The following is a 13,725-nucleotide window of genomic DNA, read 5'->3' as shown; positions in this document are numbered from 1 at the left end:
AAGGAACCCCAATGATGCCGCTTTCTTCACCCTTACAGCAGCAGTGGCAGACGGTATGTGAGCGTCTGCCGGAAGCATTACCCGCCTCGTCATTAAGCGAGCAGGCCCGGCAGGTGCTGGCATTCAGCGACTTTGTGCAGGAGAGCGTTACGGCACATCCTGACTGGCTGACCGGGCTTGAGGCCGCGCCGCCGCAGGCGGATGAGTGGCAGCACTACGCGCAGTGGTTACGCGACGCGCTGGCAGATGTCAGCGATGAAGCCGCGCTGATGCGCGAGCTGCGCCATTTCCGCCGTCGGGTGATGGTGCGTATCGCCTGGGCGCAGGCGCTGATGCTGGTGAGTGAAGAGAGCACGTTGCAGCAGTTGAGTCACCTTGCGGAGACGCTGATCGTCGCCGCCCGCGACTGGCTGTACGACGCCTGCTGTCGTGAATGGGGTACGCCATGCAGTGAGGATGGCACCCCGCAGCCGCTGCTGATTTTAGGGATGGGCAAGCTCGGCGGCGGCGAGCTCAACTTTTCCTCGGATATCGATCTGATCTTCGCCTGGCCGGAGAAGGGCGCCACCCGCGGCGGACGCCGTGAGCTGGACAACGCCCAGTTCTTTACCCGCCTGGGGCAGCGGCTGATTAAGGCCCTGGATCAACCCACCCAGGATGGCTTTGTCTATCGCGTGGATATGCGCCTGCGTCCCTTCGGCGACAGCGGCCCGCTGGTGCTGAGCTTTGCCGCGCTGGAGGACTACTACCAGGAGCAGGGGCGCGACTGGGAGCGCTACGCGATGGTCAAGGCGCGGATCATGGGCGATAACGACGGCGCCTACGCCAGCGAGCTGCGCGCTATGCTGCGCCCGTTCGTGTTCCGTCGCTATATCGATTTCAGCGTCATCCAGTCGCTGCGCAACATGAAAGGGATGATTGCCCGGGAAGTGCGGCGTCGCGGCCTGAAAGACAACATCAAGCTGGGGGCGGGCGGCATCCGCGAGATCGAGTTTATCGTCCAGGTGTTCCAGCTGATCCGCGGCGGGCGCGAGCCGTCGCTGCAATCCCGCTCCCTGCTGCCAACGCTTGCGGCAATTGCACAGCTGAATCTGCTGCCGGAAGGGGATGCGCACATCCTGCGTGAGGCCTACCTCTTTTTGCGTCGGCTGGAGAACCTGCTGCAGAGCATTAACGACGAACAAACCCAGACCCTGCCGGGAGATGAGCTTAATCGCGCCCGTCTCGCCTGGGGGATGCGCGTGGACGACTGGCAGGCGCTGACCGAGGCGCTGGATGCGCACATGGCCGCGGTGCGGCGGATTTTTAACGATCTGATTGGCGACGATGAGAGTGAATCGCAGGATGATGAGCTTTCCGAGCACTGGCGCGAGCTGTGGCAGGATGCACTGCAGGAGGACGACACTACCCCGGTGCTGGCCCACCTCAGCAATGATGACCGTCACCGGGTGGTGGCGCTGATTGCCGATTTCCGCCTGGAACTGAACAAGCGCGCCATTGGCCCGCGCGGACGTCAGGTGCTCGATCACCTGATGCCGCACCTGCTGAGCGATGTCTGTTCCCGCGCCGATGCGCCGGTACCGCTGTCGCGTTTGACCCCGCTGCTCAGCGGGATCATCACCCGCACCACCTATCTGGAGCTGCTCAGCGAGTTTCCGGGTGCGCTCAAGCACCTGATTTCCCTCTGCGCCGCCTCGCCAATGATCGCCAGCAAGCTGGCGCGCTATCCGCTGCTGCTGGACGAGCTGCTCGATCCCAACACCCTTTACCAGCCGACGGCGACCGACGCCTACCGGGACGAGCTGCGCCAGTATCTGCTGCGCGTGCCGGAGGAGGATGAGGAGCAGCAGCTGGAGGCGCTGCGTCAGTTTAAGCAGGCGCAGCTGCTGCGTGTAGCCGCCGCCGACATCGCCGGAACGCTGCCGGTAATGAAAGTGAGCGATCACTTAACCTGGCTGGCGGAGGCGATTATTGATGCCGTTGTCCATCAGGCGTGGGTGCAGATGGTGGCGCGTTACGGCCAGCCGAAGCACCTGGCCGATCGCGAAGGACGCGGCTTTGCGGTGGTGGGTTACGGCAAGCTGGGCGGCTGGGAGCTGGGCTACAGCTCCGATCTGGATCTCATTTTCCTTCACGACTGCCCGGTGGATGTGATGACCGACGGCGAGCGTGAGATCGATGGGCGTCAGTTCTACCTGCGCCTGGCCCAGCGCATCATGCACCTCTTCAGCACCCGCACGTCGTCGGGCATTCTGTATGAAGTGGATGCCCGCCTGCGTCCGTCCGGGGCGGCGGGCATGCTGGTCTCTTCCACCGAGTCGTTCGCCGACTACCAGAAGAACGAAGCCTGGACCTGGGAGCATCAGGCTCTGGTGCGCGCCCGGGTGGTCTATGGCGATCCGCAGCTTAAGGCGCAGTTTGATACCATTCGCCGCGACGTGCTGACCGCCACGCGCGAGGGCCCGACGCTGCAGACTGAGGTGCGCGAAATGCGTGAAAAAATGCGCGCTCACCTGGGGAATAAGCACCGGGATCGCTTTGATATTAAAGCTGACGAGGGCGGTATTACCGACATCGAATTTATCACCCAGTATCTGGTGCTGCGTGACGCCCACGCCAAACCGAAGCTGACCCGCTGGTCGGATAACGTGCGCATTCTGGAACTGCTGGCGCAAAACGACATTATGGATGAACAGGAGGCGCTGGCGCTCACCCGCGCTTACACCACGCTGCGCGATGAACTGCACCATCTGGCGTTGCAGGAGCAGCCTGGCCATCTGCCGCTCGACTGCTTTAACGCCGAGCGGGAGCTGGTGCGCGCCTGCTGGCAGAAGTGGCTGGTGGAACCGTGCGTAACAAAACAAGTGTGATATTATCGCGCGCAAATTGTGAATCTTTCTGGAGTCAGGAATGAAAGTAACACTGCCAGAGTTTGAACGTGCTGGAGTTATGGTAGTTGGCGATGTGATGCTGGATCGCTACTGGTATGGGCCAACCAGCCGCATTTCCCCGGAAGCCCCGGTCCCGGTGGTGAAGGTGGATACCATTGAAGAGCGTCCTGGCGGCGCGGCAAACGTGGCGATGAACATTGCTTCTCTCGGCGCGCATTCGCGTCTGGTCGGTCTGACCGGCATCGACGATGCGGCGCGGGCGCTGAGTAAGACGCTGGCGGATGTGAACGTTAAATGTGATTTCGTTTCTGTTCCAACGCACCCGACCATTACCAAGCTGCGCGTGCTGTCGCGCAACCAGCAACTTATCCGCCTCGACTTTGAAGAGGGCTTTGAAGGCGTGGATCCGGAGCCGCTGCACGAGCGTATCAACCAGGCTCTGGGCAACATCGGGGCGCTGGTGCTCTCCGACTACGCCAAAGGGGCGCTGGCGAGCGTCCAGCAGATGATTAAGCTGGCGCGCGCTTCCGGTGTGCCGGTGCTGATCGACCCGAAAGGCACCGACTTTGAACGCTATCGCGGTGCGACGCTGCTGACGCCTAACCTCTCCGAATTTGAAGCAGTGGCGGGCAAATGCAAAACCGAAGATGAGATTGTTGAACGCGGCATGAAGATCATCGCCGACTTCGACCTCTCCGCGCTGCTGGTGACCCGTTCCGAGCAGGGGATGACCCTGCTGCAACCGGGCAAAGCGCCGCTGCATATGCCAACCCAGGCGCAGGAAGTGTATGACGTCACCGGTGCGGGCGATACGGTGATTGGCGTGCTGGCGGCGACGCTGGCTGCCGGGAATACCCTCGAAGAGGCCTGCTACTTTGCCAACGCTGCCGCAGGCGTGGTGGTCGGCAAGCTGGGGACCTCAACCGTCTCTCCCATCGAGCTGGAAAACGCGGTGCGTGGGCGCGCCGAAACCGGTTTTGGCGTGATGAGTGAAGAAGAGCTGAAAGTGGCCGTGGCCGCCGCGCGTAAGCGTGGTGAGAAAGTGGTGATGACCAACGGCGTGTTCGACATTCTGCACGCGGGCCACGTCTCTTATCTTGCCAACGCGCGCAAGCTGGGCGACCGCCTGATTGTGGCGGTGAACAGCGATGCCTCCACTAAACGGCTGAAAGGCGAAACCCGTCCGGTGAACCCGCTTGAGCAGCGCATGATTGTGCTTGGCGCGCTGGAAGCGGTGGACTGGGTGGTCTCCTTCGAAGAGGATACCCCGCAGCGTCTGATTGCCGGGATCCTGCCGGACCTGCTGGTGAAAGGCGGTGACTACAAGCCTGAGCAGATCGCGGGCAGCGAAGAGGTCTGGGCCAACGGTGGGGAAGTGATGGTGCTCAATTTTGAGGACGGGTGTTCAACCACTAACATCATCAAAAAGATTCAGAAAGATAGCGAGAAATAAAAAACGGGCCGAAAGGCCCGTTTTTTTTGCGGTGAATTATTCCACGTTATCAACCGGTGGGATCGCTGGCGCCGGTTTCACTTCGTCGACAACGTTGCGGTTTTCCAGCTCGGTGAGGCGCTGCTCCAGCAGGGCAATCTTCTCACGGGTGCGCAGCAGAACCTGCGTCTGCACGTCAAATTCTTCACGGCTGACCAGATCCAGACGCATCAGCTGCGCCTGCAGCACCTGGCGGATCTTTTTCTCAACATCATCACCGAACTCACGTACGCCTTTCGGCATGGATTCATGGACCTGGCGGGCAAGTTGTTCAATTTTTTTTGGGTCGATCATCATAGTTCCCTTGAAGTAAAGATGTTTAGAATCATTGTAGCGCGTTACGGGGATCCTTAAACCAGAATTGTGTGAAGCTTATGCGTTGCCGAACATAATCATTAGCGTTATAGTTATCCCGCTTATTCTCAGGGCGGGGCGAAATTCCCCACCGGCGGTAAATCAACACCATGTTGAAAGCCCGCGAGCGCTTTGGGTGCACACTCAAAGGTCAGCAGATCCGGTGTAATTCCGGGGCCGACGGTTAAAGTCCGGATGGGAGAGAGTAACGAACCAGTCGGGCGAGGCCCGCTCACGTTATTTTTTTGCCGTACTCCGGCGCTCCTAAGACTGCCCTGATTCTGGTAACCATAATTTTAATGAGGTTTTTTTACCATGAATCAGACGCTCCTTTCCTCTTTCGGTACCTCTACTGACCGTGTTGAGCAGGCGCTTGCTGCGCTTCGCGAAGGCCGCGGCGTGATGGTGCTTGACGATGAAGACCGTGAAAACGAAGGTGATATGATTTTCGCCGCCGAAACCATGACCGTTGAGCAGATGGCGCTGACCATCCGTCACGGCAGCGGTATTGTTTGCCTGTGTATCACCGAAGATCGCCGTAAGCAGCTGGAACTGCCGATGATGGTTGAGAACAACACCAGCGCCTTCGGCACCGGTTTTACAGTTACCATCGAAGCGGCCAGCGGTGTGACTACCGGCGTGTCGGCTGCTGACCGCGTGACCACCGTGCGTGCCGCCATTGCCGATGGTGCAAAACCTTCTGACCTGAACCGTCCGGGCCATGTCTTCCCGCTGCGCGCGCAGCCGGGCGGCGTATTGACTCGCGGCGGCCACACCGAAGCGACCATCGATCTGGTCACGCTGGCCGGTTTCAAACCCGCCGGTGTGCTCTGTGAACTGACCAATGATGATGGCTCTATGGCCCGCGCGCCGGAGTGCATCGACTTCGCGGTGAAACACAACATGGCTGTGGTCACCATTGAAGATCTGGTGGCGTATCGCCAGGCGCAAGAGCGCAAAGCCAGCTGATAACGCAGCATAAAAAACGCCGGGTTAACCCGGCGTTTTTTTAACCTATTCCTGCCGTCTGGAGCAGCACCAGACTGAGCCCCATCACCGACATCCCGCACAGCACGCCGTAGCTGGGATTGTTATTAGGGTCGATCTCTTTGGCGAGCGGCATCAGCTCGTCCACCGACAGCGCCACCATAATGCCCGCCACTGCCGCCATAATGGCCGCCATCACCACTGGCGAGATCAGGCTGCCGAGGATCAACCACGCCAGTACCCCGCCGAGGATCTCTGCCATGCCGGAAATCCCTGCCCAGAAGACCGCCTTACGCTTAGAACCCGTTGCGGCATAGACCGGGCCTGCGACCGCCAGCCCCTCCGGGATATTGTGCAACGCCACCGCCAGCGCAATACCGAATCCTAACTCCAGGTTGTTACTGGCGGTCACATAGGTCGCAACGCCTTCCGGGAAGTTATGCAGGCTGATGCCCAGGGTCAGCAGCAGCGCGGTACGTCGCAGGTTGCGGGGCAGGGGCTGACTCCCTTTCTGCATCAGATCCTGCGGGTGCGCGTGGGGCAGCATTCTGTCCAGCGCAAAGTAGCCCAGCAGGCCAAAAACAAACATCCCGTAGCCGAGCACCGGCGACATCCCTTCGGTGCCGAGTGCCGCGGGCAGCATCTCCATCAGGGAGATAAGCAACATGATCCCGGCGGCAAAGCCGAGCGAAAATGCCAGCACGCGGTTAGAGGGCTTCTGGCCCAGCACGCCGAGCAGGGCGCCGATAAAGGTGGCGGCGCCTGCGAGAATCGTCAGAATCAGAGGAACTGACATTCACCTCTCCTTATGATAATGATTATCATTCATATTAAAGGCTAAACGCGCGTAAAGCGAGCGGGTATAATCGCCTTTACAGATCCCTTACATTCAAATTTCCTGATGATCTTCATCATGGTTATCAGAGTTCATCTTATCCTGTTAACGGGTAAGGTAAAGCTATCAAATCGACAGCTTGTGTAAGGATATCATCATGACATCTTCTCGTATGCCAGCACTGTTTTTGGGCCACGGTAGCCCCATGAATGCGCTGGAGGATAACGTCTATACCCGCGCCTGGCGTCATCTGGGAGAGACGTTGCCGCGTCCGAAAGCGATCGTGGTGATTTCTGCACACTGGTTTACCCGTGGCACCGGCGTTACCGCGATGGAAACGCCGAAAACGATCCATGATTTTGGTGGCTTCCCGCAGGCGCTGTACGACACGCACTATCCGGCACCGGGATCACCAGCCCTGGCGCAGCGGCTGGTAGAGCTGCTGGCACCTCTCCCGGTCACCCTTGATAAAGAGGCGTGGGGCTTTGACCACGGCTCCTGGGGCGTGCTGATTAAGATGTACCCGAATGCCGACATCCCGATGGTGCAGCTGAGCATCGACAGTACCAAACCGGCGGCGTGGCACCTTGAGATGGGGCGTAAGCTCGCCGCACTCCGTGACGAGGGCATCATGCTGGTAGCCAGCGGCAACGTGGTGCATAACCTGCGCACGGCCCGCTGGCACGGCGAAAATACGCCCTATCCGTGGGCAACGTCGTTTAACGATTATGTGAAAGCAAACCTGACCTGGCAGGGACCGGCTGAAGAACATCCCCTGGTGAACTATCTGGCGCATGAAGGCGGCTCGCTCTCGAACCCGACGGCAGAACATTTCCTGCCGCTGCTCTATGTTCTGGGGGCGTGGGATGGTCAGGAGTCCGTTTCCACACCGGTGGATGGCATTGAGATGGGCAGCTTGAGTATGTTGTCGGTGCAGGTGGGGTAAAGTGCCCGGTGGCGCTGCGCTTACCGGGCCTACGGAGTTATGTAGGCCGGGTAAGGCGAAGCCGCCACCCGGCATCACAGGCTACTCCACGAAGATATGCGGATAGAACCGTGACAGGTCTTGCGTGATCAACGCCCGATCTTCACGAATACCAATCCCGGCTGGCTGATCGTTGATCAGCCAGCTGCCGATCAGCATGTAGCTGTCGCCATACTTCGGTAACTGGCAGAACTGCTGGACGATCATCCCTTCTTCGCCATACGGACCTTCTACCGCTTCCACGGTGTTACCGTTTTCGATAATCGATACGTTGGCGCCTTCGCGGGAGAAAATCGGCTTTTTGACATACTTATCCATCTGCGGATGGTCATCTTCCGCGAAGTAAGCGGGCAGCAGATTTGGATGGTCCGGGAACATCTCCCACAGCAATGGCAACAGGGCTTTGTTGGAGATAATGCTCTTCCAGGCCGGCTCGAGCCAGCGTACGCCCGCATCTTCCAGTTTGGTAGAGAAGACTTCGCGCAGCATGTATTCCCACGGATAGAGCTTGAACAGGTTACTGATTACCTGGTCCTGCAGATCGGTGAACTGGCCTTTTTCACCCAGCCCGATATCTTCTATGTAGAGAAATTCGCTGGCAACGTCCGCTTCGGCGGCGCAGTCCTGCAGATACTGTACCGTGCCGCGATCTTCGACCGTGTCGCGACAGCAGGCAAAGTGCAGCAGGTTAAAGCCGTACTGTTCGCGCAGCTCAGTGAAACGCGCGATCAGCTTTTCCTGCAGGCTGTTGAACTGGTCACTGCCTTCCGGCAGACGACCGGCGTTCTGCTGATCTTCCAGCCAGATCCACTGGAAGAAGGCCGCTTCATACAGGGAGGTTGGCGTATCGGCGTTGTTCTCAAGCAGCTTCGGTTCGCCGGTGCCATCCCACGCCAGATCGAGGCGGGAGTAGAGCGACGGCTGATGGGTCAGCCATGACTGACGCACAAAGCCCCAGGTATGCTTCGGAATGCGGAATTTGGTCAGCAGCTCATCGCTGGCGATCACCTTTTCCACCACCTTCAGGCACATCTGATGCAGCTCTGCCGTCACCTCTTCCAGTTTTTCAACCTGGGCGAGGGTCAGCTTGTAGTAGGCATCTTCACACCAGTACGGCTCGCCGTACATGGTGTGGAAGTTGAAACCATATTCGGTGGCTTTTTCGCGCCAGTCCGGGCGCTCAACAATACTGACTCGTTCCATTATCAGCCGCCCATTGAGCGCGTTGAGGTGCCGGTCGCGCTGCGCTGCATGGTGTTCTGTTTGGCAACAGATTCACCAAAGCCGCCGCGGGTAACGGTGCTGGTGGTCGCCGGTTTTGGGGCCATGGCGGTCTTAGGTACGTTCATGGTGCGGCCAGGCTGTGCGGCACCGTAACCTTTGCCGCTGGCATCGGTGTACTGACCGTAAGCCGGGCTGGCTGGGTTTTTAGAGCTGAACAGCGGTTGCTGTTGATAACCCGCACCGCCGCCCATCAGTCGGCCCATCATGTAACCGGCCATCAGTGGCATCCAGAAACTGCCGCTGGATTGCGCCTGAGCCTGGTTTTCTGGCGCCGTGCCCGCCTGAGCCGGAGCAGGTGCCTGCTGGCACTGGCCTTCGCCAAATTCCGCTACGCAGTCTTCACGGCTGGCATATTTCGGCGCGGTACGTTCGGCCTCTTTCAGGGCATTGTTGTAGGCGGTGGTACACTCTGCCTTGTTGCCGGTGGCGGAGGCGCAGTCGTCGGCATTCTGATAGAGCGAAACCGTTTCGTCGCTTTGTTCACAGCCTGCCAGCATAAACACGGCGCCCAGCGCCAGGGCGACAGGAGTGAGGTGACGCGCGTTCCAGCTTTTGCGGAACGTGGCGTGATTAATGGATTTTGTCCGTTTCATGATCGTCTTCCAGGACCCAGTGGTAAAACACAGAAAATAACGCTCAGAATAGAGGATGAGTGGTGGAAATTGAAGCGATGGGGGCGAAACTGGGGGATCTTTACGTTGGCTTACGTTTTTTTGTCGGACAGCGCGATAATACCCGGCCAGGATAGCCCTGGCCGGGTAACAGCATTAGTTGCTGGTGGTACGCGCAGCGGCGGCGGTTAAGCCATCAGCAGAGGCAGCCTGCTGTGGATTTTCCGGGGCCACAACCTCTGGGGTAGTGGAGATAGGTTTACCCAGGGCGCCGTTCAGCGCCAGCAGATCCTGCTCGTTCAACGTACCCAGCGCTGACTTGATGTTCAGCTGGTTAATCAGGTAGTTGTAACGGGCGTTGGAGAGCTGTTGTTTGGCGTTGTAGAGCGTGGTGGTCGCATCCAGAACGTCAACAATGGTACGCGTACCCACCGAGTAACCGGCTTCCGATGCATCCAAAGAGCTCTGGGCAGAGACAACGGCCTGTTTGTAGGCGTTGATGCTGCTGATAGAGGCGTTCACGTTGTTGAAGGAGGAACGCACGGTCTGAACCACGCTGCGGTGCGCGCTTTCAAGCTGTTCGCTGGCACCGACAAAGTTGTACTGCGCCTGTTTCACCTGCGAATTGACCTGACCACCCTGATAGATCGGCAGGGAGAAGCTCAGACCAATTTTGTTCTGGCCGACATCGCTGTCGCTGTACTGACCACCCTGGGCACCGCTGGTTCTGGAGCCGCTGTAGCTGGTATTCGACACGCTGGTAGAGGCGTTCAGGCTCAGGGTTGGCAGGTGGCCATCCTGTGCCTGGCGAATTTGCTCACGCGCCAGATCCTGGTTCAGACGGGCCTGCAGCAGGCTAAGGTTACGGTTTTCAGCTTCTTTCAGCAGGGCATTCACCGCCTGCGGCTTGTCAGTTTTGAAGCGTTCAACGTTCAGGGAAGCCAGTTGCGGGTAGTAGTTACCGGTGACCTGACGCAGCTCTTCAACGGCGTTATCCAGATCGTTACGCGCGGTCACTTCGTTCGCCAGCACGCTGTCGTATTGTGAACGGGCGTTCTGCACGTCGGTGATCGCGACCAGACCCACGTTAAAACGCTGGGTCGTCTGATCGAGCTGACGGTAGATGGCTTGTTTCTGCGCTTCAATATAGGAGAGCGTATCAATGGCGCTCAGCACTCTGAAGTAAGCGGTAGCCGTGTTAAGGATCAGCGTCTGCTGGTCGGTCTGATAGGTGACATCCTGAATACCGGCTGCTTTTTCCTGCAGGCTCAGGGTACGCCATTTAGACATATCAAACAGCGTCTGGGTTAACTGGAGTGAACCGCTGGTCACGTTGGAGTCGATGCCATTCGCATCACGATAGCCGTTGTTATAGGTATAATCAGCACCTAAACCCAGCTGTGGTAATAATGGACTGCGTGCTTCATTAATTTTTTCAAATGCAGCGTCACGATCGGCAGCGGACTTGCGCAGTTCCGGGTTGCTCAGACGTGCCTGCTTATAAACCTGTATCAGGTCTTCTGCCTGACTCAACGCGCTGAAGCCCGTCAGGCTCAGGCCGATGAGGATGGGGAGCAATTTCTTCATTTGCTTTCCTTGTTGTGAAGCTTTGTTAGCGCTGATCTAATTAAAAAAATATCTACCGATTCTAGCAGACTTCGCCACTGCAAAAGGTTGGCGTTCCGTGCCATGCGGCAGTAACTTGCACCAATTTACCATACTGTTGTAGAAACCGCAGTTTAGCAGATTGGAATTTCACCTTAACGCCACCATAAATAACAGGACGCAAACATGGAAAAACCAGAGAAGATGCCAGTGACATTCACAAAAAACGATGTAGAAATTATTGCACGAGAAACGCTCTACAGCGGATTTTTTTCACTGGAATTATACCGTTTTCGCCATCGTCTGTTTAACGGCGAAATGAGTGGCGAAGTGCGGCGCGAAATTTTTGAGCGCGGGCATGCTGCAGTCTTGCTACCCTTTGACCCAGTGCGTGATGAAGTGGTACTGGTAGAGCAGATTCGCATTGCCGCGCTGGATACCAGCGAAAGCCCGTGGCTGCTGGAGATGGTGGCCGGGATGGTTGAAGCAGGCGAGACCCCGGATGAGGTCGCCCGTCGCGAGGCGATGGAAGAGGCCGGGCTGATTGTTGGGCGTACAAAACCGATTTCGAATTATCTGGCAAGCCCTGGCGGCACCAGCGAGCGTTTATCGGTTCTGGTAGGCGAAGTGGACGCCACGACCGCGCAAGGGATTCACGGTCTGGTTGATGAAAACGAAGATATTCGTGTTCATGTGGTAAGTCGGGAGCAGGCTTATCAATGGGTAGAAGAGGGGAAAATCGACAACGCGGCTTCTGTCATCGCTTTGCAATGGCTACAGCTGCACTATCAGGAATTAAGAAACGAGTGGAAAAAATGAAGCGTTATACACCTGACTTCCCTGAAATGATGCGCCTGTGCGAAACCAACTTCGCCCAGTTGCGCCGTTTGCTGCCGCGTAATGACGCGCCCGGCGAAACAGTGAGCTATCAGGTGAGCAACGCGCAGTATCGGTTAACGATTACGGAATCAACCCGTTACACTACGCTGGTGGAGATCGAACAAACGGCACCTTCCATCAGCTACTGGAGCCTGCCGTCGATGACGGTGCGGCTGTACCATGACGCGATGGTCGCTGAAGTGTGTTCAAGTCAGCAGATCTTCCGCTTCAAAGCGCGTTATGATTACCCAAATAAAAAGTTGCATCAACGTGACGAAAAGCATCAAATTAATCAGTTTCTGGCTGATTGGCTAAGATACTGTTTAGCACATGGAGCGATGGCGATTCCGGTTTGTTAGCGTCGTGAAACCTACCTAAGGACACCATTTGGAAAGCCTGTTGAACCTGACTGTTGCTGGTGGGGCGCCAGTCAGGGTATTACAAATTACCGATACTCACCTGTTTGCCAATAAGCATGAAACCCTGTTAGGTGTGAATACCTGGGAGAGTTATCAGGCTGTTCTGGAAGCCATTCATGGCCAGAAGCGCGAATGCGATTTGATTGTCGCAACGGGCGATTTGGCGCAGGACCAAACCGCCGCGGCTTATCAGCATTTCGCTGAAGGTACCGCGAGCTTTAACGCGCCCTGCGTCTGGCTACCGGGAAACCACGATTTTCAACCGGCGATGTACAGCGCACTTCAGGATTCAGGCATTTCGCCCGCTAAACGGGTCTACGCCGGCGACCACTGGCAGATTCTGCTGCTCGACAGCCAGGTCTTCGGCGTGCCGCACGGTGAGCTGAGCGATTTTCAGCTGGAGTGGCTGGAAGCGAAACTGGCGGCTGAGCCGGAGCGCAACACGCTGCTTTTACTGCATCATCATCCGCTGCCGGCAGGATGTAGCTGGCTCGATCAGCATAGCCTGCGCAACTCCGCCGCCCTGGATCAGGTGCTGGAGAAATTCCCGCGGGTGAAGCACTTGCTCTGCGGACATATCCATCAGGAGCAGGATCTCGACTGGAACGGTCGTCGCCTGCTGGCTACGCCTTCTACCTGCGTGCAGTTCAAACCGCATTGCGCGAACTTCACGTTAGATACCATTGCGCCAGGCTGGCGCTGGCTGGAACTGCATGCCGACGGCTCGTTGACCACCGAAGTCTGCCGTCTGGAAGGCACCCGGTTCCGCCCGGATACCGCGTCAGAAGGCTACTGATGTCTGCGCTCCTTTATCTGCACGGGTTCAACAGCTCCCCGCGCTCGGCAAAAGCGACGCTGTTTCGCCAATGGCTGGAGGTTCATCATCCCGACGTCGAGATGATCGTCCCGCAGCTGCCGCCGTACCCGGCAGATGCCGCCGAGATGCTGGAGACCATCGTCATGGCGCACGGCGGCGAGCCGTTCGGCGTGGTGGGCTCTTCCCTTGGCGGCTACTACGCCACCTGGCTCTCCCAGTGCTTTATGGTACCCGCCGTGGTGGTGAATCCGGCGGTGCGGCCTTTTGAGCTGCTGGTGGGCTATCTTGGGCACAACGAGAACCCCTACACCGGACAGCAATATGTGCTAGAGTCTCGCCATATTTACGACCTCAAAGTGATGCAGATCGATCCGCTGGAAGCGCCAGATCTTATTTGGCTGCTGCAACAGACGGGTGATGAAGTGCTGGATTACCGCCAGGCAGTGGCGTATTACGCCTCTTGCCGCCAGACTGTAGAAGAGGGTGGTAACCACGCTTTCACGGGCTTTGAGGATCATTTCACCCAGATTGTCGATTTTCTCGGTCTGCACAGCCTCTGACAATCG

13 protein-coding genes and 1 riboswitch are annotated in these 13,725 nt (G+C 57.8%); of the genes, 8 read left to right on the top strand and 5 right to left on the bottom strand.

Annotation, left to right across the window (positions count from 1 at the left end; all coding sequences use genetic code 11):
- Window positions 1-11 precede the first annotated feature (11 nt).
- Complete coding sequence (gene glnE / locus GNG26_RS18885) at window positions 12-2,870, top strand: bifunctional [glutamate--ammonia ligase]-adenylyl-L-tyrosine phosphorylase/[glutamate--ammonia-ligase] adenylyltransferase (protein WP_156239782.1); 2,859 nt, start codon at window positions 12-14, stop codon at window positions 2,868-2,870.
- A 40-nt stretch (window positions 2,871-2,910) separates the two neighbouring features.
- The gene (gene hldE / locus GNG26_RS18880) at window positions 2,911-4,344 is read left to right on the top strand and encodes a bifunctional D-glycero-beta-D-manno-heptose-7-phosphate kinase/D-glycero-beta-D-manno-heptose 1-phosphate adenylyltransferase HldE (RefSeq protein WP_103822882.1); all 1,434 of its coding nucleotides are present in this window, start codon (window positions 2,911-2,913) and stop codon (window positions 4,342-4,344) included.
- A 36-nt stretch (window positions 4,345-4,380) separates the two neighbouring features.
- Here hldE and GNG26_RS18875 read toward each other — a convergent pair whose 3' ends face one another.
- Complete coding sequence (locus GNG26_RS18875; RefSeq protein ID WP_103822881.1) at window positions 4,381-4,677, bottom strand: accessory factor UbiK family protein; 297 nt, start codon at window positions 4,675-4,677, stop codon at window positions 4,381-4,383.
- 120 nt (window positions 4,678-4,797) lie between these two features.
- A riboswitch (FMN riboswitch) is annotated at window positions 4,798-4,948 on the top strand.
- Window positions 4,949-5,052: 104 nt separating this feature from the next.
- On the opposite strand from GNG26_RS18875, the gene ribB reads away from it, so the two are divergent.
- Complete coding sequence (gene ribB / locus GNG26_RS18870) at window positions 5,053-5,706, top strand: 3,4-dihydroxy-2-butanone-4-phosphate synthase (protein WP_103822880.1); 654 nt, start codon at window positions 5,053-5,055, stop codon at window positions 5,704-5,706.
- Window positions 5,707-5,746: 40 nt separating this feature from the next.
- Here ribB and zupT read toward each other — a convergent pair whose 3' ends face one another.
- Window positions 5,747-6,520 (bottom strand): zinc transporter ZupT, encoded by a 774-nt coding sequence (gene zupT, locus GNG26_RS18865; RefSeq protein ID WP_114316775.1) that lies wholly within the window; start codon window positions 6,518-6,520, stop codon window positions 5,747-5,749.
- A 196-nt stretch (window positions 6,521-6,716) separates the two neighbouring features.
- On the opposite strand from zupT, the gene ygiD reads away from it, so the two are divergent.
- On the top strand, window positions 6,717-7,505 hold the full coding sequence (ygiD, locus tag GNG26_RS18860) for a 4,5-DOPA dioxygenase extradiol (RefSeq protein WP_197080115.1): 789 nt from the start codon (window positions 6,717-6,719) through the stop codon (window positions 7,503-7,505).
- 81 nt (window positions 7,506-7,586) lie between these two features.
- Here the strand turns inward: ygiD and GNG26_RS18855 are convergent, their stop codons facing one another.
- From GNG26_RS18855 to tolC, 3 genes are all read right to left on the bottom strand, one after another.
- Window positions 7,587-8,747: a glutathionylspermidine synthase family protein gene (locus tag GNG26_RS18855; RefSeq protein WP_156239780.1), complete on the bottom strand. Its 1,161-nt coding sequence runs from the start codon at window positions 8,745-8,747 to the stop codon at window positions 7,587-7,589.
- 2 nt (window positions 8,748-8,749) lie between these two features.
- Window positions 8,750-9,421 (bottom strand): DUF1190 family protein, encoded by a 672-nt coding sequence (locus GNG26_RS18850; RefSeq protein ID WP_103822876.1) that lies wholly within the window; start codon window positions 9,419-9,421, stop codon window positions 8,750-8,752.
- Window positions 9,422-9,595: 174 nt separating this feature from the next.
- On the bottom strand, window positions 9,596-11,026 hold the full coding sequence (gene tolC, locus GNG26_RS18845) for an outer membrane channel protein TolC (protein ID WP_103822875.1): 1,431 nt from the start codon (window positions 11,024-11,026) through the stop codon (window positions 9,596-9,598).
- Window positions 11,027-11,230: 204 nt separating this feature from the next.
- Here tolC and nudF point away from each other — a divergent pair, with 204 nt between their 5' ends.
- Genes nudF through yqiA form a run of 4 tightly spaced genes read left to right on the top strand, consistent with a single transcriptional unit; the run spans window position 11,231 to window position 13,719 of the window.
- Entirely contained in the window at window positions 11,231-11,863 is a 633-nt protein-coding gene (gene nudF, locus GNG26_RS18840) for an ADP-ribose diphosphatase (RefSeq protein ID WP_103822874.1), read from the top strand.
- Entirely contained in the window at window positions 11,860-12,282 is a 423-nt protein-coding gene (locus GNG26_RS18835; protein WP_003862516.1) for a DUF1249 family protein, read from the top strand. The genes nudF and GNG26_RS18835 overlap by 4 nt, the downstream gene beginning before the upstream one ends.
- A gap of 28 nt (window positions 12,283-12,310) precedes the next feature.
- Window positions 12,311-13,138: a 3',5'-cyclic-AMP phosphodiesterase gene (gene cpdA, locus GNG26_RS18830; protein WP_156239779.1), complete on the top strand. Its 828-nt coding sequence runs from the start codon at window positions 12,311-12,313 to the stop codon at window positions 13,136-13,138.
- Window positions 13,138-13,719: an esterase YqiA gene (gene yqiA, locus GNG26_RS18825; RefSeq protein WP_103822872.1), complete on the top strand. Its 582-nt coding sequence runs from the start codon at window positions 13,138-13,140 to the stop codon at window positions 13,717-13,719. The genes cpdA and yqiA overlap by 1 nt, the downstream gene beginning before the upstream one ends.
- Window positions 13,720-13,725: the final 6 nt, after the last annotated feature.

This window comes from Leclercia sp. J807, from assembly GCF_009734465.1.
In the GTDB taxonomy this organism is placed as follows: domain Bacteria; phylum Pseudomonadota; class Gammaproteobacteria; order Enterobacterales; family Enterobacteriaceae; genus Enterobacter.
Note: the sequence above shows the minus strand (reverse complement) of the source record. Positions and strands in the feature narration are given on the sequence as shown.

Excerpts from the sequence above, each read along its gene's own strand:
- ygiD (WP_197080115.1), top strand. The coding sequence starts at position 6,717 with ATGACATCTTCTCGTATGCCAGCACTGTTTTTGGGCCACGGTAGCCCC.
- ribB (WP_103822880.1), top strand. The coding sequence starts at position 5,053 with ATGAATCAGACGCTCCTTTCCTCTTTCGGTACCTCTACTGACCGTGTT.
- nudF (WP_103822874.1), top strand. The coding sequence starts at position 11,231 with ATGGAAAAACCAGAGAAGATGCCAGTGACATTCACAAAAAACGATGTA.
- yqiA (WP_103822872.1), top strand. The coding sequence starts at position 13,138 with ATGTCTGCGCTCCTTTATCTGCACGGGTTCAACAGCTCCCCGCGCTCG.
- GNG26_RS18875 (WP_103822881.1), bottom strand. The coding sequence starts at position 4,677 with ATGATCGACCCAAAAAAAATTGAACAACTTGCCCGCCAGGTCCATGAA.
- zupT (WP_114316775.1), bottom strand. The coding sequence starts at position 6,520 with ATGTCAGTTCCTCTGATTCTGACGATTCTCGCAGGCGCCGCCACCTTT.
- tolC (WP_103822875.1), bottom strand. The coding sequence starts at position 11,026 with ATGAAGAAATTGCTCCCCATCCTCATCGGCCTGAGCCTGACGGGCTTC.
- hldE (WP_103822882.1), top strand. The coding sequence starts at position 2,911 with ATGAAAGTAACACTGCCAGAGTTTGAACGTGCTGGAGTTATGGTAGTT.
- GNG26_RS18855 (WP_156239780.1), bottom strand. The coding sequence starts at position 8,747 with ATGGAACGAGTCAGTATTGTTGAGCGCCCGGACTGGCGCGAAAAAGCC.
- glnE (WP_156239782.1), top strand. The coding sequence starts at position 12 with ATGATGCCGCTTTCTTCACCCTTACAGCAGCAGTGGCAGACGGTATGT.
- GNG26_RS18835 (WP_003862516.1), top strand. The coding sequence starts at position 11,860 with ATGAAGCGTTATACACCTGACTTCCCTGAAATGATGCGCCTGTGCGAA.
- GNG26_RS18850 (WP_103822876.1), bottom strand. The coding sequence starts at position 9,421 with ATGAAACGGACAAAATCCATTAATCACGCCACGTTCCGCAAAAGCTGG.